The organism is Nonomuraea thailandensis, from assembly GCF_024172165.1.
Lineage (GTDB): Bacteria > Actinomycetota > Actinomycetes > Streptosporangiales > Streptosporangiaceae > Nonomuraea > Nonomuraea thailandensis.
In genome coordinates this window covers 12,576,382-12,599,661 of sequence record NZ_JAMZEB010000002.1, presented here as the reverse complement: position 1 = coordinate 12,599,661, position 23,280 = coordinate 12,576,382, and the positions used below count along the sequence as shown (strand labels likewise).

Here is a 23,280-nt window from a genome sequence, read left to right as displayed (position 1 = left end):
GTGGGCGACACGAGGGAAAGGACTACGTCACATGCGGATTCCTGCAGGTAGGGCCACCTCTCGCCGGAGCGGAGCGGCGTGACCCCGCCCGGCAGCGTCCTGATCGTCGGCGTCTCGGCCGCCGGCCTGAGCACGGCCGAGGCGCTGCGGCGCCAGGGTCACCAGGGGCGGCTCACGCTCCTCGACGCCGAGCCGCACCTGCCCTACGACCGGCCGCCGCTGTCGAAGCAGGTCCTGGCCGGCGACTGGGAGCCCGCCCGGGCCCAGCTCCGTACGCAGGCACAGCTCGAGGCGCTGGACGCGGAGTTCGTCAGGGGCGAGCGGGCCGTCTCGATCGACGCCGCAGCCCGCGAGGTGCGCACGGCCACCGGCCGGGCGCTGCGCGGCGACGCCGTGGTCATCGCGACGGGCCTGACCCCGTGCCGCCTCCCGGGGCAGCAGGGCCTGGCGGGGGTGCACGAGCTGCGGGGCCTGGACGACGCGCTCACCCTGCGCGCCCACCTGACCGCGGCCAGGCGGCTGGTGGTCGTGGGCGAGGGCGTGCTGGGCGGCGAGGTCGCCGCGACGGCCCGCAAGCTGGGCCTCGACGTCACGCTCGTCGGCCTCGGCCCGGCGATCCTCGCCGACCAGCTCGGCGGCCCGGCGTCCGAGCTGCTCACCCGCACGCACGCCGAACGCGGGGTCGTGCTGCGGCTCGGCGTCGCGGTCGAGGAGCTGACCTCGGCCGACGGCCGGGTCACCGGCGTACGGCTGGCCACCGGCGAGCTGCTGCCCGCCGACGCGGTCGTGGTGGCCATCGGCTGCCGCCCGGCGACCGGCTGGCTGGCGGGCAGCGGGCTGTCGCTCGGCGACGGCGTGGAGTGCGACTCGCGCTGCCGCGCCGCCGAAGGCGTCTACGCCGTCGGCGACGTGGCGTCCTGGCGGCACGAGGGGTTCGGCAGGCGGCTGCGCCTGGAGAACCGCACCAACGCCACCGAGCAGGCCCAGGTGGTGGCCGCCAACGTGCTCGGCGCCGACCGCCCGTACGAGCCGATCCCGTACTTCTGGACCGACCAGTACGAGATCAAGATCCAGGCCCACGGCCTGCCGTCGGCGGCGGCCGAGGTGAGCATCGCGGAAGGCGACCCGGAGCAGGGCCGCTTCGCCGCGCTCTACCGGGAGAACGGCCAGGTCACGGGCGTGCTCGGCTGGAACATGCCGAAGCAGGCCCGCGTACTGAGACAGCAGCACCTCGCCACCCGGCCCGTCACGACCGCGTGACAGGCCCTCATCAGCGATCCAGGCATGACACGAGGCCGCCCGGGGGCGGCCGAACGATCCGCGCACGAGGAGAATGCCGAATGAGTGTGAACGAGCAGGTCCTGAGCTACCCGATCCCCAACGACGCGGCGCTGGACCCGCCCGCGGAGTGGGCCGAGCTGCGCAGCGGTTGCCCGGTGGCCCACGTGAGGCTGCCCAGCGGCGACCCGGCCAAGCTGATCACCCGCTACGAGGACGTCAAGCAGGTGCTGGCCGACCCCCGATTCACCCGCCAGCTCACCGCCCCCGACGCGGCCCGGCTGACGGCCGACGGCACGGGGGTGTTCAACAGCGCCCTGGCCGAGATCATCCCGGACAGCGGCGACGGGCACCTGCACTGGCGGCGCCTGGTCGGCAAGTGGTTCACGGCCAAGCGCATGGCCGCCATGCGGCCGCAGATGGCGCAGATCGCCGAGGACCTCATCGACGACATGGTCAAGCGGGGCGCCCCCGATGACCTGCGGGCGGCGCTGGGCTTCCCGCTTCCGGTGTACGTGATCTGCGACATGCTCGGCGTGCCGGCCGAGGACCGGGACAGGTTCTCGTACTGGTCGGACACGCTGCTCAACCTGACCCGCTACGGCAAGGACGAGATCGACGCCGCCCAGGCCGAGTTCTTCCAGTACATGTCCGACCTCATCGCCGCCAAGCGCGCCGAGCCGGGCGAGGACCTGCTGAGCGAGCTGCTCGCGGCCGGTGGCCCGGACGACGGCGGGCTGGCCGACCTCCAGATCATCGTCACCGGCATGGCGCTGCTGGTCGCCGGGCACGAGACCACCGCGAACATGATCGGCAAGATGGTCTCCATGCTCCTGGCCGACCGCGCCCGCTGGGAGGCGCTGCTGGCCGACCCGTCGCTGATCCGCGGCGCCGTCGAGGAGACGCTGCGCATGGACGCCAACTCCGGCTTCGGCCTGCCCCGCTACCTGCCCGTGGAGGCGGAGATCGGCGGCGAGACCCTGCCCAAGGGCACGACGGTGATCTGCAGCATGGCCGCGGCCAACCGTGACGAGCGCGCCTTCGAGGGCGCGGCCGAGCTGGACCTGACCCGCAGCCCGAACGCGCACCTGGCCTTCGGCTCCGGCGCCCACTCCTGCCTGGGCCAGTCGCTGGCCCGCACCGAGCTGCAGGTCGTGCTGGAGGTGCTGCTGCGCAAGCTGCCGTCGCTGGAGCTGGCGGTGCCGGTGACGGAGCTGGAGCGGGTGGAGGGGCTGGCGGTCGGCGGCCTGCGTACCGTGCCGGTCCGCTGGTGACAACGATCAACGAGGAGGGAGTCAGGAGATGAAGGTCACCGTCGACGAGGACAAGTGCTGCGGCGCCGGATCGTGCGTGCTGCTCGCGCCCGAGGTGTTCGACCAGCGGGAGGATGACGGCATCGTGGTCCTGCTGAACGCCGAGCCGGGCGAGGACCAGCACGCGGTGGTCCGCGAGTCCGCCGCGGTCTGCCCCGGCGCCGCCATCGAGGTGAGCGAGTAACGCAAGGTTCGAGGGCGCGCGTGCGGACGGCCGCACGCGCGCCCTTTGTCATGTCCGGCCGGTGAGGCGGGACCTGGTGCGCTCCGGCGCGTACGCGGGCAGCTCGGCGAGGATGTCGGCGAGCGAGACCCCGGCGAGGCTGCCCCGCCACGCCCGGTGCGCGTCGGCCATCTTCTCCGCCAGGACGCAGGCGCGCCGGCACTCCTCGGGCGGCAGCGCGCCCCGCCCCTGCTGACGGATCTCGCGGCACTCGTACGGCATCGCCGCGCCGTCCACCGCCTCGACGATCTGCAGCAGCGTGATCTCGGACGCCGCCCGCGCCAGCCGGAAGCCGCCCCGCGGCCCGGTCGTCGCCGACAGCACCCCGGCCCTGACGAGCGACTGGAGCTGCTTGGCCAGGTAGGGGGCCGGCAGGTCGTAGTAGTCGGCGAGCTGCGCCGCCGAGGCGGTGGCGCCCGGGTCGAGCTGGGCGAGGGACGTCGCGCAGTGCAAGAGCCATTCGGTGCTCACGGGCAGCTTCACGATCGACAGCATATCGCGGATATTGCGGATCGATTTAGTCCGAGATACGGTCGGGACGATACGAGATCGAGAAGGAGATCATCATGCGGATCGCCGTTGCCGGCGCGACCGGGAACATCGGCGCCCTGACCGCCACCGCCCTCGAACGGGACGGCCATGACGTGGTGCGCATCAGCCGCTCCCTCGGCGTGGACCTCGTCACCGGCGAGGGGCTGGACGCCGCGCTGACCGGCGTGGACGCGGTGGTGGACGCGGTCAACGGCCAGGGAGCCACGCGCGAGGAGACGGTGGCCTACTTCGCCGACACCACGCGCAACCTGCTGGCCGCCGAGGAGCGAGCAGGGGTGCGCCACCACGTGCTGCTGTCGATCGTGGGGGTGCACCGCGTGGAGGGCAACGCCCACTACGCCGGCAAGCGTGAGCAGGAGCGCCTGGTGGAGGCGGGCCCGGTGCCGTGGACGATCGTGCCGGCCACGCAGTTCCACGACTTCGCCGCGATGGTGTCGAGCTGGACCGAGCAGGACGGCGTGGCCACGATCGCGCCGCTGCTCGTGCAGCCGATCGCGCCCGCCGACGTGGCCGGGGTGCTGGCCGAGATCGCGGTGGGCGACCCGAAGGGACGCTACGCCGACGTCGCCGGGCCCGAGCCGCAGGACCTGGTGGACATGGCCCGCCGGACGCACCAGGCGCGCGGGCGCGAGGTGAGGCTGGTGCCGACGTGGTCGGCGTTGTTCGGCACGGAGATGGCCGGCGACGCGCTGCTGCCCGGCGAGGGCGCCCGCCTCGCGCCGACCACCTTCGAGGAGTGGCTAGCGCAGCAGAGGTAGGGTCGAGGGGTCGAGCAGGGAGGGCTGGGATGAACGAGCTGGTGGATCTGTCGCATGTCGTCGAGCACGGCATGATCACCTACCCGGGGCTGCCGGGGCCCGAGATCGCCGACCACGTCACGCGGGAGTCGTCGCGCGGCACGTACGCCCCCGGCACGGAGTTCCAGATCGGCCGCATCGGCATGGTGGCGAACACCGGCACCTACCTCGACACTCCTTTCCACCGCTACCCGGACGGCCAGGACCTGAGCGAGCTGCCCCTGTCGAAGCTGGTGAACCTGGAGGGGGTGCTGGTCTCCGCCGGCGACCCGAGGGCGATCGGGCCGGAGGCGTTCGACAAGCACGAGGTGCGCGGCAGGGCGGTGCTGGTGCACACGGGCTGGGACCGGCACTGGCGCACGGAGCGCTACGGCCACCCGTCGCACCCGTTCCTGACCTCCGGCGCCGTCGAATGGCTGGCGGAGCAGGGGGCCGCCCTCATGGGCATCGACTCGGTGAACATCGACGACGTCGGCGACCTGTCCCGCCCGGCCCACACGAAGCTGCTGGCCGCCGGCATCCCGGTGGTGGAGCACCTGACCGGGCTGGAGCGGCTGGCGGGGCGCTCGTTCACCTTCCACGCCGCTCCGCCCGCCGTCCGCGGCATGGGCACCTTCACCGTACGCGCGTACGCGCTGCTGCACGGCTGACCGGGGCGCCGGAGCCTACTGGCGCAGCTCGCGGCGCTGCTCGGCGTACTCGGTTGCCGAACAGCACGTGCCCGCCCAGGTGGAGCGCCGCCCCGCCGAACAGCGCCGGCGCGTAGAACCCGCCGAGCGGCGCGCTCTCGCCGACGTGCGCCTGGTTGCCCAGCCAGGTGCAGGCCTCCACGTCGACCACAGCAGGGCCGGCAGCAACAGGCCCTGGAGCACGCCGTGGGCGCTGTGCTCGTGCGCCATGAACCCGTGCGGCGCGATTTCGCCGACCCGAGGGTATGGGGATCGCCTGCGCCGGGCTCAGCCGGGTCAGAAGTACTGCCGGACGCGGAACTCCCGGACGAAGAGCGGCTCCGAAGCGCGGCTGAGCACCTTGACCTTCCTGAGGTGGGTGGCCTTGTCGATGGTCACCTTGACGCACTTCATGCGCACCTCGTGGTGCCCGGGCGGCGCGTACCGGGAGATGATGATGCCCCGCCTGCCGAAGTTCCGCCCTGTGAGGCCGACGCCCACCTCGCGGTAGGCGCGCCAGGAGCCCTTCAGGGGGAAGGCGGTGGAGCCGACGATCGCGTGGTTCGCCTCGTCGGGGCAGTGCAGGAGCACCCGGATGACGTCGTTCTGGTGGGGCGCGTACGGCGTGACGAAGAAGGACGTGAGCTTGCGCCACGGCGGCGTCCCGGCGTGGGCGGCCCCGGGGGCGGCGAGGACGAGGACGACCGCCGCCGCCGTGCCGACGATGGCCCGCATTCGCCCTCCCGGTACGCTGTGACCTGGCCTTTCCTCATTGTGGCCAGGCCGCCGCCCCCTGCGGGTGACGCCACGCCGCGCCGGCCGTTCCTTCATGCTCCGAGCAGGAACGCGCCCACCACCGGAGCCAGGTACAGCAGGGGGAAGGGCAGGTGGGCGTACGAGCGGGCCCTGGCCACGGTGACGAGGGCCCCCGTGAAGTAGATCACCAGGCCGATCGTGGCCAGGACGCCGATCACCGGCACGAACAGGCCGGCCAGCAGCCCCAGGGCTCCGGCGGCCTTGGCGGTGCCGAGCCACGGCCACCAGCGGCGGGCGACGCCGTACTCGGCGAGGGGCTCCACGACCCACTTGGCGCTGATGAAGACCGACAGGGCCGAGAAGCCCACCCAGAGGGCGGCCAGGACGGTGACGACGGTGTAGGCGATGTTCATCGGGTGCTCCTTCATGGTGCGTTCGAGGTCTTCATCGCCTTGACCCCCGGCGCCGCGAAAGTGTGACTCAGTCGCGCGGGACGATTTCCAGGCCGAGATCCGGCTGTCCCAGCCAGTCGAGCCGGACGTTCGCGGCCGCCGCCCGCTCGTCCAGCTTCAGCCGCACCTTGTACACGCTCAGCAGGAGGGCCTGCAGCGAGTCCACGCCGAACGCCACGCCGACGCTCTCCTCCCCCAGACCCGTGATCCGGTGCGGGCAGCACCAGTCGCCGTTCGCGCTCAGCTCGTCGGGACGCGGCCTGCCGAGCCTGATCGTCACCTGGGAGCGGGCGCCTTCGGTGGTCACGGCGTCGAGCTGCCGTTCTGCCATGATCTCGCCGAGTTCGTACGTCATCGCCATGGTCATCAGTCTGACCGAGGAGCGCGCGGCCGGCGGCGACGTACGTCGTGCACGACGCCGCCCCGCTGGCCGGCGTGGCCGTGGCGTGGACCGCCTGCTTCGACGGCACCGGCGTGGCCGGCGCTCTCGAGGTGGCCATCGAGGCGGCGCGGGGCGAGCTGCGGGCCGGCCGGCCCGCCGCCGGCGCGGCACTCACCTGACCGGCCGGGGGGCAAGGCCGCACCACCGGTCCGCCGACGGCGCCGACCGGACCGGCCGGTCAGCTCACCCGCTCCAGCGTCTCGGCGAGGCGGCCGAGGCCGATCGGGCCGAGGCCGACGGCGGCGGTGTGCCAGCCCTTGAGGTCGAACCCCGGCCGCCGCATGGCCGTCTCGCGGGCCGCCAGCCAGGCCCGCTCCCCGAGCTTGTAGGAGATCGCCTGGGCGGGCCAGCCGAAGTAGCGCACCACCTCGGGATGGACCCGGTGGGAGTTGGCGCGGCCACGCTCGCTCAGCACCTCGCACGCCTTGCCGAACGTCCACCGCGACCCGTCGGGCAGCGGCAGCTCCAGATGCACGCCGATGTCGATGACCACGCGCGCCGTGCGCAGCGCCGACCCGGCCAGCATGCCCAGCCGGGTGCCGGGGTCGGCGAACCAGCCCAGCTCGTCCGCGAGCCGTTCGGCGTACAGCGCCCAGCCCTCGCTGTGCCCGCTCACCCCCTCGATCCGGGCGAAGCGCGACAGCGTGTCCCCCGCGGCCATCACGGCGCCCATCTGCAGGTGATGGCCGGGCACGCCCTCGTGGAAGACGGTCGTCAGCTCCCGCCAGGTCGCGAACCGCTCCCGGCCGCCGAGCGGCCACCAGGTGCGGCCGGGCCGGGCCAGGTCCTCGGTCGGCGGCGTGTAGTAGGGGGATCCGGCGGCCGACGCGGCGGCGATGGTCACCTCGACCGTCCGCAGCGGCGGGGCGATGTCGAAGTGCGTGCCGTCCAGCTCGCTGATGGCCCGGTCGTGCCGCTCCTGCAGCCAGCCCCGGTAGGCGTCCACCCCGGCCACGCAGTGGGTCTCGTCGAGGAACGCGCTCACCTCCGGCCAGCTCGCGCCCGGCCGGACGCGCTCGATCTCGGTGGCCATCTCGGCCTCGATCCGTTCCAGCTCGGCCCAGCCCCAGGCGTAGGCCTCCACCGGGTCCAGGTCGGCGCCGAGGCTCTGCCGGGCCGCCACGGCGTAACGTTCCGCGCCGACCCCGTCCCGTTCCGCCGCCCGGGGCGCGTAGTCCGCGCGCAGGTAGCGGGCCGTCTCGGTGTAGGCGGCGTGGGCCGAGGCCGCCGCCGCGGCGAGCTCGCCCGCCAGCGGCCCGTCGCCGTAGGAGGTCACCAGGGCGTCGTGCACGCCGGCGAAGCGTTCGGCCTGGGCGGCGGCCTCCAGCGCCTGCCGCCGGGCCGCCGGCAGCCCCCTGTCCAGGCCCAGGTCGAGGCCGGCGCGCCAGCTCGCCAGCATCACCGGCACGGCCTCCAGGCGGGCGGCGACGTCGCGCCATCGGTCGTCGTCACCGCGCGGGAGCAGGTCGACGCTGTCGCGGATGAGGTTGACCAGCCCGAACTGGCCGCGCAGCTCGCGCAGCGGCTCCCCGCTTTCGTGCCAGGCCGACTCCGCCTCCAGGCGTTCGCGCAGGTGGTCGGCCGCGTGCCGGTCCGCCTCCGAGGTCACGGCCAGCCCGGACAGCTCGGCCAGGGTGCGGCGGATCAGCTCGGCGCGGGCGGCGTGGCCGTCCGGGCCGAAGTCGGTCGCCGGGGCGAAACCGGCGGAGACTCCGGAGATCTCCGCGCTGATCGGATCGAGTTCGGCCGACTTCCCGACATACTGCTCACAAAGCCTGAAGATCGGTGTCATCGGGTCACAGTATCCGGACGGCCGGGCGTGCCGGTAGATCGTCTCGCCTGGTCCGGGGCCGCCTCGCGCACGGGTCCATCGGACCTGTTCTGAGGGACTTTGGTCCCTGCCTCGGGCCTGGTGGATCACGACATCTTGGGTTCATGTCTGCTGATGTCCCCGTGACCGATCCCGGCGCGCCGCCGTTCGCGACGCGTGCCGGGGTGCGCAGGGCGGTGGGCGCCGCCGTGGCCGCGCCGTCCGTGCACAACACCCAGCCCTGGCGCTTCCGCCGGGTCGACGACGCCACCATGGAGCTGTACGCGGACCTCGACCGGTTGCTGATCGCCACGGACCCGATGGGGCGCGGGCTCGGCATCAGTTGCGGGGCCGCGCTGTTCAACCTCAGGCTGGCGCTCCGGATGACCGGCCACGACGCGCGCGTGACGGCCCTGCCCGATCCGGGCGAGCGCCCCGACCTGCTGGCCACCGTGCGGGCCGTGCCGGGAGAGCCGCCGCGGGCGGACGAGTGCCTGCTGTACGGGATGATCCCGCACCGGCGCACGAACCGGTTCCCCTTCGACGGGCAGCCGCCGCCCAGGGACGTCTTCGTCGAGCTGGTCCACGCCGCCCACGCCGAGCGCGCGACGCTGGTGCCGGTGACGGGCAGGACGGCACGGCGGGTGCTCGACATGGTGGGCGCGGCCGAGGACACGCTGGCCGCCGACGCGTCGTACCGGGCCGAGCTGGCCCGATGGACCGGCTCGGACGTCCGCTCCGACGGCGTGCCCGAGCACGCCTTCGGCCCGCGCCCCGTGCGCGGCGCGCTGCCCCTGCGGGACTTCGCCCCCGGCGCCGCGCGGCCGAGCGCGGTCTTCGAGCCGGAGCCGCGGCTGGCGGCCCTGTTCACCAGGCAGGACGGGCCGCGGGACTGGCTGCGCGCCGGGCAGGCGCTGCAGCGCGTGCTGCTCACCGCCACCGCGCACGGCCTGGCGGCGTCGCTGTTCAGCCAGCCGCTGGACCTGCGCGCTCCGCAGCACCGCGGCGACCGGGCGGGGCCGTTCGGGCACGTGCAGATGCTGGCCAGGTTCGGCTACGGGCCGCCGGTCGCGCGGGTGCCGCGACGGCCGGTGTACGAGGTCGTCGACCTGCGGGAGGCCCGGCGTGGCTGACCCGACGCACGTGACGGAGCCCGCGCCGATCCGTCCGGTGCTGATCCAGGGCGGGATGGGCGTGGGGGTGTCCGGGTGGCGGCTGGCGCGGGCCGTGGCGATGACCGGCCAGCTCGGCGTCGTGTCGGGCACGGCGCTGGACGTCACCCTGGCCAGGCGGCTGCAGCTCGGCGACCCCGGCGGAGACCTGCGCCGCGCGCTGGCGAGCTTCCCCGTGCCCGAGATCGCCGAGCGGGTGCTCGGCCGCTACTTCGTGCCCGGCGGCACCGCCGAAGGCGTTCCCTACCGGCCGGTGCCCAGGCTCGGCCTGCGCGGCAGCCGCGCCCGTGACGAGCTGACCGTGGTCGCCAACTTCGCCGAGGTGTTCCTCGCCAAGGAGGGGCACGGCGGCCCGGTCGGCGTCAACTACCTGGAGAAGATCCAGCTCGCCACCCCCGCCGCCGCCTACGGCGCGGTGCTGGCCGGAGCCGACTACGTGCTGATGGGCGCGGGCATCCCGGCCGAGATCCCGCGCCTGCTCGACGACCTGGCAGGGCAGCGCCCCGGCCGGATCTCGGTCGCCGTGGCGGACGGCGAGGGGCACACGGCCGGGATCGACCCGGCGGCCCTGCTCGGCCGGCGGCTCGCGCCGGTGCCCAGGCCCCGGTTCCTGGCGATCGTCTCGTCGCACGTGCTGGCCGCCTACCTGGCCCGCGCTCCCCTGACGAGGCCGGACGGGTTCGTGATCGAGACGCCGGTCGCGGGCGGCCACAGCGCGCCGCCGCGCGGGCGGATGGTCGTCGACGCGGCGGGCGAGCCGGTGTACGGGCCGCGCGACGAGGCCGACCTGGCCAAGGTGGCCGCGCTCGGGCTGCCGTTCTGGCTGGCCGGCGGCTACGGCACGCCCGGCGGGCTGGAGCGCGCCCTGGCGGCGGGCGCCGAGGGGATCCAGGTGGGGTCGGCGTTCGCGCTGTGCCGGGAGTCCGGGCTCGATCCCGCGCTGCGCCGCCGGCTGCGCAGGAAGGCCGGGCTCGTGCGCAACGACCCGCGGGCCTCGCCCACGGGGTTCCCGTTCAAGGTCGCCGCCGTGCCGGGGACGTTGTCGGAGCAGGACGTGTACGAGGCCCGGCCCCGCCTGTGCGACCTGGGCTACCTGCGGACACCGTACGAGAAGGCGGACGGCTCGCTCGGCTACCGCTGCGCCGCCGAGCCGGTGGAGGTCTACGTGCGCAAGGGCCGTCCCGCCGAGGAGGCGGAGGGCCGGCGCTGCCTGTGCAACGGCCTGCTGGCCGCCATCGGGCTCGGCCAGCACCGCGCCGACGGGTACGCCGAGCCGCCCCTGCTGACCCTGGGCCAGGACACCGGCTTCCTCGACGGCCTGCCCGACGACTACTCGGCCGCCAACGTCGTGGCCCACATCCTGCTCGAAGCCCACCTCTGACAGCCGAGGGCGCCGTCGCGCGGATCGCGCGGCGGCGCCCTTTCGCATGCCCCTGGCTCAGCCGGGCGCGACCCCGGCGGTGCGGCGGGTGGCCGCCGTGCGGATCACGGTGACCGTCAGGGCGAGGGTGATCACGGCCGTGACCGCCAGGAGCGCCAGGCCCAGCCCGTACGAGCCGAGCTCGCCGTAGATGAAGCCCATGAGCAGCGGCGGCACGAACCCGCCGAGCCCGCCGGCGGCCCCCACCAGCCCCGTGACCGAGCCCACCTTGTCGGCCGGCGCGACCTGCGCGACCAGGGCGAACGTGGCGCCGCTGCCCGCTCCGAGCGCGGCGGCCATGGTCAGGAACGCGATCGTGCCCATCGGCATCAGCCCCGGGGTGAGCGCCTGCACGGCGGCCATCACGGCGATCACCGTGAACCCGCCCGCCAGCACGGGCACCGGGCCGACGCGGTCCGACAGCCAGCCGCCGATCGGCCGCAGCAGCACCGCCAGCACCACGAACCCGGCCATCCGGTTGGCGGCGTCGGCCTGTTCGAGGCCGTAGCCGGTCTGGAGGTAGGCGGGCAGGTAGACGGAGAAGGCCACGTACCCGCCGAACGCCACCGCGTACAGCACGCACGCCTGCCAGGTGATCGGCAGCCGCAGCGTGGCGGCCATGCGCGCGGCGAGCGGCTCGGTCGCCACCGTACGGCCCGGCGCGTCGCGCAGGACCAGCCAGGCGGCGGCGGCGTAGCAGGCCAGCACGGCGGCGGTGATCAGGAACGGGGTGGCCGCGCCGCCCGTCCTGACCAGGCTCACCGTGGTCAGGGCGCTGATCGCGGTGCCGCCCATGCCGGCGCCGAAGACGCCGACCGCGAGCCCGCGCCGGTGCGGCGGGAACCAGGCGTTGACGAACGGCACGCCGACGGCGAAGACCGTCCCGCCGACGCCCAGGAAGAAGCCGCCGGCCAGCAGCGCGGCGAACGACGTCTGCCCCGCCACCCCGATGAACAGCACGGGCACGATGGTCGCGACGGAGATCAGCGGGAACATCACGCGCCCGCCGAACCGGTCGGTGAGCGCGCCCACGGGGATGCGGCCCAGGGAGCCGACGATCACGGGGACGGCCACCAGCAGCGCCTGCTGGGCGGCCGACAGGCCGAGCGACTCCTTGAATCGGGGGCCGAGCGGGCTGAGCAGCGCCCACGCCCAGAAGTTCACCGCGAAGCCCAGCGTCGCCAGGGCGAGCATCACCGCCGGTCGGCGGCCCGCGGGTGAGGTGCCGGCGGGTGAGGTGCCGTGGGGTGAGGTGCCGGTGGGTGAGGTGCCGGTGGGTGAGGTATTCGTCATGTCTTCCTCACAGGGATTGCGTTGCGAGAGGTTGTGGGGCGGGCCCGCGGGGGATGCCCGTGCCGCCCGGCCCGAGCCGGGTGTGGAAGTCCTCGACGGCGGCGCGCACGCCGTCGGCGGTGCGGGGGGTGCAGCGGCCGGTCAGCGCCCGGTGGTAGGCGCGGGCGGCCCGGACGGCCGCGGTCATGTCGGCCAGCGGCTCCTCCGCCAGCCGCCCGCCGGCCACGGCCGCCGCGATCCAGGTCAGGTAGCCGCGAGCGCGCCGCAGGTAGACGGCCCTGCTGGAGGGGGCGAGGCGGGAGCCGGCCAGCGCGGCGGCGTACGCGCCCAGCAGGATCGCGGCCGCGCTCCGCACGGCGCTCACTTCCCGGCCGCCGCGTGCACGGCGCGCCGCCGGTAGACGACGTACGGCCGCCACAGGTAGGCGATCGGCGCCGACCAGACGTGCACGAGCCGGGTGAACGGCCAGATGGCGGCCAGCAGCCAGGCCGACAGGGCGTGCAGCTGGAAGATCGGCGGCACGCCGGTCATGAGGTCGGGGTCGGGCCGGAAGGAGAGCACGCCGCGGAACCAGACGGCGATGGTGGCGCGGTAGTCGTAGCCGCCGCCGAGCAGGTTCTTGCCCACGGTGGCGCTCATGCCGAGCAGGATCACCACCGCCAGCACCGCGAACAGCACCTTGTCGGCGCGGGTCGTGGTGCGGCGCACCCGTGGGCTGGTGAAGCGGCGGGCCAGCAGCAGCGCGAGCCCGGCCACCACCATGAGCCCGGCCACGGTGCCGGCGCTGACGGACACCAGGTGGTACAGGTGCTCGTCCACGCCGACGGCCGCGGTCCAGCTCTTGGGGACGAGCAGCCCCAGGACGTGCCCGCCGATCGCGGCGAACGCGCCGAGGTGGAACAGCGGGGAGCCCAGCCGCAGAATCCGGCTCTCCAGCACCTGCGTGGTGCGGGTGGTCCAGCCGAACTGGTCCACCCGCCAGCGCCAGACGTGCCCCACGACGAAGATCGTCAGGGCGATGTACGGGACGACGACCCAGAGCGCGACGCTCACGGCCGTACCTCCATTTCGTGGAGCGGCGGCCCGTAGGGCGCACGCGTCTCGTCGAGCGGCGGGCCGTAGGGTGCGAGGCCGACCTCCTCGGCGGGCGGCCCGTCCAGCGCGAGGCCGGCGACGGCGGCTCGGTCGGCCGCGGACAGCTCGGGCAGCTCGGCGCAGAGCGCGTCGAGCACCAGCGAGTACGGCGACGCGGCGGAGCGCAGGGCGGAGCGGATGAGCTCCAGCCCCCTGCGGTGCTGGCGCAGCGGCGCCTCGCCCGTGACGGGCCCCGCCAGGGCGGCGAACTCGCAGACCACCGGCAGGAAGTCGGGCAGCTCGCCCTCCGGCGGGACGAGCCCGGCCACGCGGTAGCGCTGCTTGAGCGTGAGCAGGGCCATGCCGCGGCGGCGGGTGTCGCCGTGCAGGTAGTAGGTGAGGTAGAGGCTGGATCTGCGGCGCAGGTCGAACGTCTCGACGTAGGAGCGGGCCAGCGGCAGCGGCTCGCACTCGCGGTACCAGCCGGTGAACGCGACCAGCCTGTCCCGTCCCGGCGAGCCGGGCAGCGCGTCGGCGGCGCGGCACAGCTCGTCGCGGGCGGCGAGCAGGCCGTCGTCGGGGTACTGCAGGAGCAGCGACACCAGCCGCAGGAACGCGGCCCTGCCCCGCGCGTCCGCGACACGCGAGCCCTCCGGACGCGCGGCGGCACGCTCCTCGGTGTGGCGGAGCTTCACGCCGCACCTCCCCTGCCGCCGGCGAACAGCTTCAGCCCGAGGCGCCCGTCGCTCCGCCGCCCGGTCAGCCCCCGCGGGTGGAAGCCGCCCATGCCGGGCCCGCCCTCCCCGTCGAGGCTGCACCCGTCGGCCTGGGCGGACAGCGCGGCGGCGTCCTCTCGGTGCGCGGCGGGCACGACGTAACGCTCGTCGTACTTGGCGATGGCCAGCAGCCGGTACATCTCCTCCATGTCGGCCGCCGTCATCCCCACCGCCTCCAGCAGCTCGCCGGACTGGCTGCCGTCGATGGTCCTGGCCCGCATGTACGCCCGCATGGCCGACAGCTTCATCAGCACCCCGGCCACCACCTCGGTGTCCCCGGCCGAGAACAGGCTCGCCAGGTACTCCAGGGGGATCCGCAGGTCGGTGATGGCGTGGAAGACGTTGTCGGGGTCGTCGGCGTCCGCGCCCACGCCGGTGACGGCGTCCAGCACGGGCGACAGCGGCGGGATGTACCAGACCATGGGCATCGTCCGGTACTCGGGATGCAGCGGCAGCGCCACCCGGTACTTCACGGCAAGCCGGTGGATCGGCGAGCGCCGGGCGGCCGCGATCCAGTCCTCGCTGATCCCGGCGGCGCGGGCGGCGGCGATGACGGCCGGGTCGTCGGGGTCGAGGAAGACCCGGCGCTGCGCCTCCAGGAGGTCGCGCGGATCCTCGACGCGGGCCGCGTCGAGCACGGCGTCGGCGTCGTACAGGATGAGCCCGATGTAGCGCAGCCGGCCGACGCAGGTCTCGGCGCACACGGTGGGCTGCCCGGCCTCGATGCGCGGGAAGCAGAACGTGCACTTCTCGGCCTTGCCGGTCCGGTGGTTGACGTACACCTTCTTGTACGGGCACGACGACACGCACATGCGCCAGCCCCGGCACCGGTCCTGGTCCACCAGGACGATGCCGTCCTCCTCCCGCTTGTACATGGCGCCCGACGGGCAGGCGGCCACGCAGGCCGGGTTGAGGCAGTGCTCGCAGATGCGCGGCAGGTGGAACATGAACGTCCGGTCGAACTCCAGCCGCACCCGCTCCGCCATCGCGGCCAGGTTCGGGTCCGCCGGGGCGTGCTCGGGGGCGCCGCCCAGGTCGTCCTCCCAGTTCGCGCCCCAGGTGATGGCCATGTCCTCGCCGGTGATGGCGGACTTGGGGCGGATGACCGGCGTGTGCGGGCCGGCGGGGGCGTTGAGCAGGGTGTCGTAGTCGTAGGTGGCCGGCTCGTAGTAGTCGTCCAGGCCGGGCAGGTCGGGGTTGGAGAACAGGTTGGCCAGGCGCTTGATCCGGCCGCCCGCACGGAGCTTGAGCCGGCCGCGCCGGTCGAGCTGCCAGCCGCCGCGCCAGCGCTCCTGGTCCTCGTACCGCTTGGGGTAGCCGACGCCGGGCTTGGTCTCGACGTTGTTGAACCAGACGTACTCGACGCCCTCCCGGTTGGTCCAGGTCTGCTTGCAGGTGACGGAGCAGGTGTGGCAGCCGATGCACTTGTCCAGGTTCATCACCATGGCCACCTGTGCCATGACGCGCATCAGTAGGTCACCTCCTGGCCGCGGCGGCGGATGACCGTGACCTCGTCCCGCTGGTTGCCGGTCGGCCCGTAGTAGTTGAAGGCGTAGGTGAACTGCGCGTACCCGCCGATGAGGTGGCTGGGCTTGAGCAGCAGCCGGGTGAGGGAGTTGTGCACGCCGCCGCGCCGGCCCGACTTCTCGGTGAGCGGCACGTTCACGTTGCGGTCCTTGGCGTGGTACATGTACACGGTCCCGGCCGGCATGCGGTGGGAGACGACGGCCCTGGCCACGACCACGCCGTTGCGGTTGTAGGCCTCGATCCAGTCGTTGTCGGCGACGCCGATCCGCGCGGCGTCCTCGACGCTCATCCAGATCGTGGGCCCGCCGCGCGACAGCGCCAGCATGTACGCGTTGTCCTGGTACTCGGAGTGGATGGACCACTTGGAGTGCGGGGTCAGGTAGCGGACCGTCACCTCGGTGGCCTCCCCCTCGCCCTGCTCGCCGTAGTGGCGCAGCAGGTTGAGCGGCGGCCGGTACGCGGGGAGCTGCTCCCCCAGCTCGATGATCCAGTCGTGGTCGAGGAAGAACTGCTGCCGCCCGGTCAGCGTGTGCCACGGCTTGTCCCGCTCGACGTTGATCACGAACGCCGAGTAGCGGCGCCCGCCGGTCTCGGAGCCGGACCACTCGGGCGAGGTGATCACCGGTTGCGGCCTGGCCTGCGTGTCCGCGAACGTGATGCGCTTGCCCTCGTGCTCGGCGGCCAGGTCCGCCAGCCGCGTCCCGGTGCGCCGCTCCAGCGTCTGGAAGCCCTGCGTGGCCAGGCGGCCGTTGGTGGTGCCCGACAGCGCGAGGATGGCCTCGCACATGCGGTCGGCCGTCTCCAGCGAGATCCGGCCCTCGGGGGTGAGCCCGTTCTTGCCGCGCAGGTGCACCAGCTCGGGCCCGACCTGGTAGGTGATGCCCTTGGTGGTCAGCCCGAGTCGGCCGAAGAGCGGCCCGATGCCGCGCATGCGCTCGGCGACGGCCGCGTAGTCGCGCTCGATCGTGACGATCTTCGGCATGGTCCTGCCGGGGATCGGCTCGCACTCGCCGTGCTTCCAGTCGAGCACCCGGCCGCCGGGCTGGGCCAGCTCGTCGGGGGTGTCGTGGGTGAGCGGCACGGCCAGCACGTCGGTACGGGCGCCGAGGTGGGTCGCGGCCAGCCTGGAGAAGGCGTCGGCGAGGCCGAGGAAGGTGTCGTAGTCGGAGCGGGTCTGCCAGGGCGGGGCGATGGCCGGGTTGAAGGCGTGCACGAACGGGTGCATGTCGGTGCTGGAGAGGTCGTGCTTCTCGTACCAGGTGGCGGCCGGCAGCACGACGTCGGCGAACAGCGCCGTGGACGTCATCCGGAAGTCGATCGTGGTCAGCAGGTCGAGCTTGCCCTCGGCGGCCTCCTCCCTCCAGGTCACCTCGGCCGGGCGGTCACCCTCCTCGTTGCGGGTCTCGGCGTCGGCGCCGAGCAGGTGCCGCAGGAAGTACTCGTTGCCCTTGCCGGAGGAGCCGAGCAGGTTGGCCCGCCAGACGGTGAGCACGCGCGGGAAGTTGGCCGGGTCGCCGGGGTCCTCGGCGGCGAAGCGCAGGCGGCCGGCGCTCAGCTCGTTCACCACGTGCTCGGCGACCGGGATGCCCTGCAGCTTGGCCTCGTCGGCGAGCACGAGCGGGTTGCGGTCGAACGTCGGGTGCGAGGGCAGCCAGCCCAGCCGGGCGGCCTGGGCGTTGCAGTCGGCGAACGACCGTCCCTCGAACAGTCCCTCGCCCAGCGGGCTGGCCAGCTCGTCCGCGCCGATCCGCTCGTAACGCCACTGGTCGGTGGCCAGGTACCAGAACGCGGTGCCGGCCATGTGCCTGGTCGGCCGCTGCCAGTCGAAGGCGAAGGCCAGGTGCTGGAAGCCGGTGACGGGCCGGACCTTCTCCTGGCCGACGTAGTGCGCCCAGCCGCCGCCGTTGACGCCCTGGCAGCCGGTCAGCGTGGTCAGGGTCAGGAACGCGCGGTAGATCTGGTCGGAGTGGAACCAGTGGTTCGTGCCGGCACCCATCGCGATCATCGAGCGGCCCTCGGTGACCTCGGCGTTGCGGGCGAACTCGCGGGCGATCCTGGCGGTCGTCGCGGCCGGCACCGAGGTGATCTCCTCGGCCCAGGCCGGCGTGTACGGCTGCGCGGCGTCGTCGTACCCGGTCGGCCACTCCCCCGGCAGGCCGTCGCGCGGCACCCCGTACTGCGCCATGAGCAGGTCGAACACGGTCGTGACGAGCTTGCCGCCCACCTCGGCGACGGGCACGCCGCGCCGCATGGCGGAGCCTCCCTCGGTGTCGCCCTCGTCGAAGCGCGGCAGGTCCACCTCCACCGCGCGCCGGCCGAGCAGCGTCAGGGCGGGGGCGGCGCCGTCAAGGTCGAGGTTCCAGCGGCCCTCGCCCTCCTCGCCCCAGCGGAAGCCGAGTGAGCCGTTGGGCACGACGGGCGCGCCGCTCGGCTCGTCCAGGAAGACGGTCTTGAACTCCGCGTTCTCGCCGCTCTCGCCGAGGTCGGCGGCGGTCAGGAAGCGGCGCGGCACGTAGGCGTCGCCCCGCGGCTCCAGCGTGACCAGGAACGGCAGGTCGGTGTACTTGCGGGCGTACTCGGTGAAGTAGGGCACCTGGCGGTCGCGGAAGAACTCCGACAGCACGACGTGCCCCATCGCCATGGCCAGCGCGCCGTCCGTGCCCGGGTGCGGGGACAGCCAGTCGTCGGCGAACTTGACGTTGTCGGCGTAGTCGGGGCTGACCGCGACGACCTTGGTGCCCTGGTAGCGGGCCTCGGTCATGAAGTGCGCGTCCGGCGTCCTGGTGACCGGGATGTTGGAGCCCCACATGATCAGGTAGCGGGAGTTCCACCAGTCGGCGGCCTCGGGCACGTCCGTCTGGTCGCCCCACACCTGCGGGGAGGCTATCGGCAGGTCGGCGTACCAGTCGTAGAAGGACAGCAGCGTGCCGCCGATCATCGACAGGAACCGGGTGCCGGCCGCGAACGAGGCCATCGACATGGCGGGGATGGGCGAGAATCCCACGACCCGGTCAGGACCGTACTGCTTGATCGTGTGCACGTGCGCGGCGGCCATCAGCTCCAGGACCTCGTCCCAGCTCGACCGCACGAACCCGCCCTTGCCGCGCGCCCGCTTGTACGCCCGCGCCCGCTCCGGGTCGCCGGTCAGCTCCGCCCACGCCAGCACGGGGTCACCCAGCCGGTCGCGGGCCTCCCGCCACATCTCCAGCAGCACCCCGCGCACGTACGGGTAGCGCACGCGGGACGGCGAGTACGTGTACCAGGAGAACGACGCGCCACGGGGGCACCCGCGCGGCTCGTACTCGGGCGATTCCGGCCCCACCGACGGGTAGTCGGTGGCCTGGTGCTCCCAGGTGATCAGGCCGTCCTTGACGAACACCTGCCACGAGCACGAGCCCGTGCAGTTCACCCCGTGGGTCGAGCGCACGACCTTGTCGTGCGCCCATCGGTCGCGGTAGAAGCGGTCCCACGCGCCTGAGTCGATCTGGTGCAGGGTGCGGCCGTCGGCCGACACCTCGGCCTTGGTGAAGAACGTCCTGGCGGCAAGCAACGGCCCCATGCCGGGAACCGCGTCGATATCGGGCATGGCACCAGCCTCGGGGCCGGGCCGTGGCGGAAGGCAGGGACCAAAGTCCCTAGTGAGGGGTCCGATGGACCCGTCGCGGCGGGCCGGTCAGGGTGCGAGCGGCCCGCCGCGGCCGGTCACCAGGTGACCCAGACGTCCTGGAGGCCGCCGGAGATCATGCCGGTGCGCAGGCGCAGGTCGCCGGGGTGGTCGCGCAGCCCCAGGCCGGGCAGGCGGCGGGTCAGCGTGCCGAGCACGACCTGGAGCTCGAGCCGGGCCAGCGGCTGCCCGAGGCAGTAGTGCGGGCCCGCGCCGAAGGTCAGGTGCTGGGCGCTGTTGTCGCGGCGCGGGTCGAACCGGTCGGGGTCGGCGAACCTGGCCCGGTCGCGGTTGGCGGCCGGGATGTGCGGGATCACCGTGCTGCCCGCGGGCACCGTGACCTCGCTCAGCTCGACGTCCTCGGTGCAGAACCTGGGCACCCCGCCGAGCACCGACAGCGTGCTGTCCAGGCGCAGCACCTCCTCTACGGTGCCGGGGACCAGGCCGGGGTCGTCCACGACGTCCTCGTAGCGGCTCCTGTCGGCCAGCAGCATGGCCGTCATGATGGCGATCATGTTGGAGGTGGTCTCGTGGCCGGCCAGCAGCAGCGCCCGCACCGTGGCGATGAGCTCCTCCCGGCTGAGCCGGCCGTCCTCGGCGTCGGTGATCTGGGTCAGCTCGCTGAGCAGGTCGTCGCCGGGATCGGCGCGGTTGCGGTCGATCATGTCCGAGACGTAGGCGTTGAACTCCCGGTAGGCCTGGTCGACCTCGTCCTGGGTGTAGCGGGTCAGCGTCAGCATGACGCGTGACCAGTGCGCGAGCCTGTCCTGGTCCGTGGCGGGCGCGCCGACCAGCGCGCAGATGACGCGTACGGGCAGCGGCAGGGCCAGCCCGGCCGACAGGTTGCCCGGCGAGCCCTTGGCCAGCATGGCGTCGAGCAGGTCGTCGGTCATCGCCTGGATCCGGGGACGCCAGAGGTCCATCCTGCGCAGGGTGAACCAGCCGCTGAGCAGCCGCCGCCAGCGCAGGTGCCCCCGGCCTTCGCGGATTCCGGCGGCGCTGGCCCTGCGGCGGTTGAAGAGCCCGCCGTCCTCGGTGGTGGACAGCCTGGCGGCGCCGTCCCTGGCGAGGTTGCGGCTGAAGCGCGGGTCGGCCATCACCGCGCGGGCGTCGTCGTACCTGGTCACCACGGTGGCCACGTCGCCGCTCGGCAGTCGTACGTGGGCCACGGGGCAGCGCTCGCGCAGCTCCGCGAGCTGCGGCGGCGGCTCCAGAGCGGTGGGGCGGTCGAACGGGAAATCGGGGATCGCGTCAGCCATCACCTTTGTCCTCCGACTGGGGAGTCCGACCTCTCCGAATATAAGAAGATCGTCTATTGCTGACAATCGTCCTGACTCGATGAGGACGGATCCGGCGCCGCCACCACTCGGAACCTCTAGTGAGCGGCTTCGTACTGCTCCACGACGGTGGAGGCGATGCGGCCCCGCTCGCTGACCGGCAGCCCCTGGGCCTTGGCCCAGCGCCGGATCTCCGTGGCCTTCTCGCGGCTGACGGCGCGCGGGGACAGCGCGCCGGCGCGCCGGCCACGCACACCGCGGTCGCCGCGGACCGCGCGGGCCTTGGTGATATAGGGGGCCAGAGCCTTCTCCAGCTTCTCCCTGTTCGAGCCCGACAGATCGATCTCGTAGTTCACTCCGTCGAGCGCGAACCTTGTCGTGCCCTCGGCCTCACTGCCGTCGATGTCATCGATAAAGGACTCAACAATACGCTTCGCCATAAGGGTGCTCCAATTAACGTCACGGGCTGCAGGTACTGTAGCCCGCTTCAGCACATCGTGCATCACCGAGGGGGTCGATACCTGCGCAAACGACTTTAGCGAACCGGCCCCGCACCGGGACGTGACTTGCGCATGATGGAAGCAGACAGATGCTCGTCCGGGTCAACCCGTACGCGTGCGCGGCCCGAGATCCGCCGAACGCACCGCAGCTCGCACCGGCTCCGCGGGCAATGGCGGCGATTCCTCGGTATTGAAGTCGAATTCAAAGTTTCCCTTGCTGCATAGGGCTTTGCGGCAACGGCCGGGGCCGCGTCAGGAGTCTTCCGGCACGCGCGCCGGCGCCTCCACCTGCCGCGCCGTTTCCCAGAGATAGTCGAACTGCTCGACCCAATAGGCGTACCAGCGCTCGTCGCGCTCGCGGGTGAGGTCGACGTGCATACGCGCGAAAGTCGACTGCCCCGCCCCGTGCAATTCGACGATGGCGCGGCCCTGCCAGGCGTCGGGATCGGTGAGCACGAGGCTGAAACCGGGGTTGCAGGGGAACAGGCGGTACTCCACCCTTTCCCGGCGTCCGCCAGCCGCTCATGCGCGCGAGCCGTTCCAGCACCGCGCCGAGCGCGACGGGCAGGCTCTGGATCTGGTGGTCGTCGGACTCGTCGAGCTGGCCGCGCGCGATCCTGATCGCCTCCTCCTGGCCGGGGTCGAGCACGACGACGCGGACTGTGGCGTCGCGGTGCTGGAGCACGCCGGAGCGCAGGGTCTCGCAGACGTACGGGGAGAGCAGGTTGGCCGCGGACGGCGCGAAGACGCGCACGTCGCGGACGCCCGGCACTGATTCCATTCTGGAGCGCCGCGCGCCGGGCCGCCCGTGAAACTTTCATGCCGCCGATCATGCGCCGGGCGGCCACCGACCTGGGGGGAACGCAGTGCGGCCCACCGGATTTGCAAACGGTTGCAGCCGACGCTTCCCGCGGGCGATCCCGCTGTGATTGACTCGCCCTCGCCTCGGGAAAGCGCTTACCCACCTGGCTTCAGCACTCATCTCGAAACGGAGTTCGGCGTGCGCGAAAAGGAACGAATCGGCAGAAGGCTGGCGGTCGTGCTGGCCACCGGCCTCCTCGCGACCGGAGGACTGGTGGTCGCGCTCAACGGCCCCGCCTCGGCCGCCCCGTCCAACGGCAACTACACGCTGGTCAACGCCGGAAGCGGACTGTGCGCCGCCGTACCCGACCAGAGCACCGGCGACGGTGTCCAGCTCGTGCAGAGCGCGTGCTCGGGCGGAGCCGGGCAGGTCTTCGCGCTCACCGCCTCGGGCAGCGGCTTCCAGATCAAGGCCCAGCACAGCGGCAAGTGCGCGGGCGTGCGCGACGCCTCCACCTCGGCGGGCAAGGCCGTCCAGCAGGAGGGCTGCACCGGGGGCACGTCGCAGACCTGGCAGCTCACCACGTCCGGGTCGGCGTACCGGGTGGTCAACGCCAACGGCGGCAAGTGCCTCAACGTCAAGGACAACTCCACCGCCTCCGGCGCCCTCCTGCAGCAGAACTCCTGCGACTCGGTCGCCACCAAGCAGTGGACGCTGCGGGCCGCCGACGGCTCCGGCCCCGACCCCACGCCCACGCCGACGCCGACCGTCACCCCGACCAGCGGCGGCGGGGACGGCAGCGGCGCGTGGCCGACCGCCACCGGCAGCGTCAAGCTCGCCGACACCCAGCAGGTCACCAACTTCGACGGTGGCATGAAGAGCTACTACGGCATCGGCGACGGCGGCCAGAGCGAGAGCCAGGACCCGATGTTCGAGGTCGCCAACGGCGGCACGATCCAGAACGTCATCATCGACGCCCCCGCCGGCGACGGCATCCACTGCCTGGGCTCGTGCACCATCCGCAACGTGTGGTGGAACGACGTGGGCGAGGACGCGGCCACGTTCATGAGCTCCAGTTCCTCGGCGACCTACCTGGTGGACGGCGGCGGCGCCAAGTCCGGCTCCGACAAGGTCTTCCAGCACAACGGCGCCGGCAAGGTGACCATCAAGAACTTCCAGGTGCACAGCTCGGGCAAGCTCTACCGCGCCTGCGGCAACTGCTCCTCCTCCTACCAGCGCCACGTGGTGATGGACGGCGTGACCGCCCGCTCCACCAAGGTGCTGGCCGGCATCAACACCAACTGGGGCGACACCGCGCGCTTCAGCCGGATCACGGTGTACGGCAGCGCGGTCATCTGCGAGAAGTACAAGGGCGTGCCGAAGGGCAGCGAGCCCACCAAGATCGGTGAAGGCGCCGACGGGGTGAACTGCATCTACTCCCCGTCCGACATCACCTACCGGTAGATCTCCCCTGGAGCCCTCGA

25 protein-coding genes are annotated in these 23,280 nt (G+C 73.0%); 10 read left to right on the top strand and 15 right to left on the bottom strand.

What is annotated here, in order from left to right:
* The first annotated feature begins 78 nt into the window (after positions 1 to 78).
* The 3 genes from HD597_RS62550 to HD597_RS62540 all read left to right on the top strand — a co-directional run bounded on the left by HD597_RS62550 (position 79) and on the right by HD597_RS62540 (position 2,775).
* Positions 79 to 1,260, top strand: coding sequence for an NAD(P)/FAD-dependent oxidoreductase (locus HD597_RS62550; protein ID WP_253758919.1), 1,182 nt, complete (start codon positions 79 to 81; stop codon positions 1,258 to 1,260).
* A gap of 80 nt (positions 1,261 to 1,340) precedes the next feature.
* Entirely contained in the window at positions 1,341 to 2,552 is a 1,212-nt protein-coding gene (locus tag HD597_RS62545) for a cytochrome P450 (protein WP_253758918.1), read from the top strand.
* A gap of 28 nt (positions 2,553 to 2,580) precedes the next feature.
* Positions 2,581 to 2,775 carry a ferredoxin gene (locus HD597_RS62540; protein WP_253758917.1) on the top strand — a complete coding sequence of 65 codons (195 nt, stop codon included), beginning with the start codon at positions 2,581 to 2,583 and terminating at the stop codon, positions 2,773 to 2,775.
* A 48-nt stretch (positions 2,776 to 2,823) separates the two neighbouring features.
* On the opposite strand, the gene HD597_RS62535 is transcribed toward HD597_RS62540, so the two are convergent.
* Positions 2,824 to 3,297 (bottom strand): RrF2 family transcriptional regulator, encoded by a 474-nt coding sequence (locus HD597_RS62535; protein WP_253758916.1) that lies wholly within the window; start codon positions 3,295 to 3,297, stop codon positions 2,824 to 2,826.
* 83 nt (positions 3,298 to 3,380) lie between these two features.
* Between HD597_RS62535 and HD597_RS62530 the strand changes: the two genes are divergently transcribed.
* Positions 3,381 to 4,124, top strand: coding sequence for an SDR family oxidoreductase (locus HD597_RS62530; protein WP_253758915.1), 744 nt, complete (start codon positions 3,381 to 3,383; stop codon positions 4,122 to 4,124).
* Positions 4,125 to 4,153: 29 nt separating this feature from the next.
* Positions 4,154 to 4,813 (top strand): cyclase family protein, encoded by a 660-nt coding sequence (locus HD597_RS62525; RefSeq protein WP_253758914.1) that lies wholly within the window; start codon positions 4,154 to 4,156, stop codon positions 4,811 to 4,813.
* On the opposite strand, the gene HD597_RS62520 is transcribed toward HD597_RS62525, so the two are convergent.
* The 4 genes from HD597_RS62520 to HD597_RS62505 form a co-directional block, all read right to left on the bottom strand.
* Positions 4,779 to 5,003 (bottom strand): hypothetical protein, encoded by a 225-nt coding sequence (locus tag HD597_RS62520; protein WP_253758913.1) that lies wholly within the window; start codon positions 5,001 to 5,003, stop codon positions 4,779 to 4,781. The two genes, HD597_RS62525 and HD597_RS62520, sit on opposite strands and share 35 nt — an antisense overlap.
* Before the next feature lie 125 nt (positions 5,004 to 5,128).
* Positions 5,129 to 5,566 carry a hypothetical protein gene (locus HD597_RS62515; protein WP_253758912.1) on the bottom strand — a complete coding sequence of 146 codons (438 nt, stop codon included), beginning with the start codon at positions 5,564 to 5,566 and terminating at the stop codon, positions 5,129 to 5,131.
* A gap of 92 nt (positions 5,567 to 5,658) precedes the next feature.
* The gene (locus tag HD597_RS62510; protein WP_253758910.1) at positions 5,659 to 6,000 is read right to left on the bottom strand and encodes a DoxX family protein; all 342 of its coding nucleotides are present in this window, start codon (positions 5,998 to 6,000) and stop codon (positions 5,659 to 5,661) included.
* A 67-nt stretch (positions 6,001 to 6,067) separates the two neighbouring features.
* Positions 6,068 to 6,400, bottom strand: a complete 333-nt coding sequence (locus tag HD597_RS62505) for a DUF6968 family protein (RefSeq protein ID WP_253758908.1) — start codon at positions 6,398 to 6,400, stop codon at positions 6,068 to 6,070.
* Between the two features lie 47 nt (positions 6,401 to 6,447).
* Between HD597_RS62505 and HD597_RS62500 the strand changes: the two genes are divergently transcribed.
* Positions 6,448 to 6,600 carry a hypothetical protein gene (locus tag HD597_RS62500; protein WP_253758906.1) on the top strand — a complete coding sequence of 51 codons (153 nt, stop codon included), beginning with the start codon at positions 6,448 to 6,450 and terminating at the stop codon, positions 6,598 to 6,600.
* Between the two features lie 59 nt (positions 6,601 to 6,659).
* Here the strand turns inward: HD597_RS62500 and HD597_RS62495 are convergent, their stop codons facing one another.
* A complete protein-coding gene (locus HD597_RS62495; RefSeq protein WP_253758904.1) occupies positions 6,660 to 8,273 on the bottom strand; it encodes a DUF885 domain-containing protein in 1,614 nt (537 codons plus the stop codon).
* A 143-nt stretch (positions 8,274 to 8,416) separates the two neighbouring features.
* Here HD597_RS62495 and HD597_RS62490 point away from each other — a divergent pair, with 143 nt between their 5' ends.
* Positions 8,417 to 9,424 carry an Acg family FMN-binding oxidoreductase gene (locus HD597_RS62490; RefSeq protein ID WP_253758902.1) on the top strand — a complete coding sequence of 336 codons (1,008 nt, stop codon included), beginning with the start codon at positions 8,417 to 8,419 and terminating at the stop codon, positions 9,422 to 9,424.
* Positions 9,417 to 10,844 (top strand): nitronate monooxygenase, encoded by a 1,428-nt coding sequence (locus HD597_RS62485; protein ID WP_253758900.1) that lies wholly within the window; start codon positions 9,417 to 9,419, stop codon positions 10,842 to 10,844. The genes HD597_RS62490 and HD597_RS62485 overlap by 8 nt, the downstream gene beginning before the upstream one ends.
* Positions 10,845 to 10,901: 57 nt before the next feature.
* Here the strand turns inward: HD597_RS62485 and HD597_RS62480 are convergent, their stop codons facing one another.
* From HD597_RS62480 to HD597_RS62440, 9 genes are all read right to left on the bottom strand, one after another.
* Positions 10,902 to 12,077: an MFS transporter gene (locus HD597_RS62480; protein ID WP_253759986.1), complete on the bottom strand. Its 1,176-nt coding sequence runs from the start codon at positions 12,075 to 12,077 to the stop codon at positions 10,902 to 10,904.
* A gap of 106 nt (positions 12,078 to 12,183) precedes the next feature.
* Positions 12,184 to 12,531, bottom strand: a complete 348-nt coding sequence (locus tag HD597_RS62475) for a hypothetical protein (RefSeq protein ID WP_253758898.1) — start codon at positions 12,529 to 12,531, stop codon at positions 12,184 to 12,186.
* A gap of 5 nt (positions 12,532 to 12,536) precedes the next feature.
* Positions 12,537 to 13,229 (bottom strand): respiratory nitrate reductase subunit gamma, encoded by a 693-nt coding sequence (gene narI / locus HD597_RS62470; protein WP_253758896.1) that lies wholly within the window; start codon positions 13,227 to 13,229, stop codon positions 12,537 to 12,539.
* Positions 13,226 to 13,945 (bottom strand): nitrate reductase molybdenum cofactor assembly chaperone, encoded by a 720-nt coding sequence (gene narJ / locus HD597_RS62465; protein WP_253758894.1) that lies wholly within the window; start codon positions 13,943 to 13,945, stop codon positions 13,226 to 13,228. The genes narI and narJ overlap by 4 nt, the downstream gene beginning before the upstream one ends.
* Positions 13,942 to 15,495: a nitrate reductase subunit beta gene (gene narH / locus HD597_RS62460; RefSeq protein WP_253758891.1), complete on the bottom strand. Its 1,554-nt coding sequence runs from the start codon at positions 15,493 to 15,495 to the stop codon at positions 13,942 to 13,944. The genes narJ and narH overlap by 4 nt, the downstream gene beginning before the upstream one ends.
* Positions 15,495 to 19,139, bottom strand: a complete 3,645-nt coding sequence (locus tag HD597_RS62455; RefSeq protein WP_253758889.1) for a nitrate reductase subunit alpha — start codon at positions 19,137 to 19,139, stop codon at positions 15,495 to 15,497. The genes narH and HD597_RS62455 overlap by 1 nt, the downstream gene beginning before the upstream one ends.
* Positions 19,140 to 19,255: 116 nt before the next feature.
* Positions 19,256 to 20,476 (bottom strand): cytochrome P450, encoded by a 1,221-nt coding sequence (locus HD597_RS62450; protein ID WP_253758887.1) that lies wholly within the window; start codon positions 20,474 to 20,476, stop codon positions 19,256 to 19,258.
* Positions 20,477 to 20,592: 116 nt separating this feature from the next.
* Entirely contained in the window at positions 20,593 to 20,934 is a 342-nt protein-coding gene (locus tag HD597_RS62445; RefSeq protein WP_253758885.1) for a histone-like nucleoid-structuring protein Lsr2, read from the bottom strand.
* A 312-nt stretch (positions 20,935 to 21,246) separates the two neighbouring features.
* Positions 21,247 to 21,450 (bottom strand): hypothetical protein, encoded by a 204-nt coding sequence (locus tag HD597_RS62440; protein WP_253758883.1) that lies wholly within the window; start codon positions 21,448 to 21,450, stop codon positions 21,247 to 21,249.
* Here HD597_RS62440 and HD597_RS62435 point away from each other — a divergent pair.
* Both HD597_RS62435 and HD597_RS62430 read left to right on the top strand, forming a co-directional pair.
* Positions 21,443 to 21,769 carry a hypothetical protein gene (locus HD597_RS62435; protein ID WP_253758881.1) on the top strand — a complete coding sequence of 109 codons (327 nt, stop codon included), beginning with the start codon at positions 21,443 to 21,445 and terminating at the stop codon, positions 21,767 to 21,769. The two genes, HD597_RS62440 and HD597_RS62435, sit on opposite strands and share 8 nt — an antisense overlap.
* A 225-nt stretch (positions 21,770 to 21,994) precedes the next feature.
* Positions 21,995 to 23,260: a pectate lyase gene (locus HD597_RS62430; RefSeq protein WP_253758879.1), complete on the top strand. Its 1,266-nt coding sequence runs from the start codon at positions 21,995 to 21,997 to the stop codon at positions 23,258 to 23,260.
* The last annotated feature ends 20 nt before the right edge of the window (positions 23,261 to 23,280 follow it).

Bases quoted from the DNA above. Each gene is read 5' to 3' on its own strand.
- HD597_RS62545 (WP_253758918.1), top strand. From the start codon at position 1,341: ATGAGTGTGAACGAGCAGGTCCTGAGCTACCCGATCCCCAACGACGCG.
- HD597_RS62540 (WP_253758917.1), top strand. From the start codon at position 2,581: ATGAAGGTCACCGTCGACGAGGACAAGTGCTGCGGCGCCGGATCGTGC.
- HD597_RS62530 (WP_253758915.1), top strand. From the start codon at position 3,381: ATGCGGATCGCCGTTGCCGGCGCGACCGGGAACATCGGCGCCCTGACC.
- HD597_RS62525 (WP_253758914.1), top strand. From the start codon at position 4,154: ATGAACGAGCTGGTGGATCTGTCGCATGTCGTCGAGCACGGCATGATC.
- HD597_RS62515 (WP_253758912.1), bottom strand. From the start codon at position 5,566: ATGCGGGCCATCGTCGGCACGGCGGCGGCGGTCGTCCTCGTCCTCGCC.
- HD597_RS62510 (WP_253758910.1), bottom strand. From the start codon at position 6,000: ATGAACATCGCCTACACCGTCGTCACCGTCCTGGCCGCCCTCTGGGTG.
- HD597_RS62505 (WP_253758908.1), bottom strand. From the start codon at position 6,400: ATGGCGATGACGTACGAACTCGGCGAGATCATGGCAGAACGGCAGCTC.
- HD597_RS62495 (WP_253758904.1), bottom strand. From the start codon at position 8,273: ATGACACCGATCTTCAGGCTTTGTGAGCAGTATGTCGGGAAGTCGGCC.
- HD597_RS62490 (WP_253758902.1), top strand. From the start codon at position 8,417: ATGTCTGCTGATGTCCCCGTGACCGATCCCGGCGCGCCGCCGTTCGCG.
- HD597_RS62480 (WP_253759986.1), bottom strand. From the start codon at position 12,077: ATGCTCGCCCTGGCGACGCTGGGCTTCGCGGTGAACTTCTGGGCGTGG.
- narH (WP_253758891.1), bottom strand. From the start codon at position 15,495: ATGCGCGTCATGGCACAGGTGGCCATGGTGATGAACCTGGACAAGTGC.
- HD597_RS62455 (WP_253758889.1), bottom strand. From the start codon at position 19,139: ATGCCCGATATCGACGCGGTTCCCGGCATGGGGCCGTTGCTTGCCGCC.
- HD597_RS62450 (WP_253758887.1), bottom strand. From the start codon at position 20,476: ATGGCTGACGCGATCCCCGATTTCCCGTTCGACCGCCCCACCGCTCTG.
- HD597_RS62445 (WP_253758885.1), bottom strand. From the start codon at position 20,934: ATGGCGAAGCGTATTGTTGAGTCCTTTATCGATGACATCGACGGCAGT.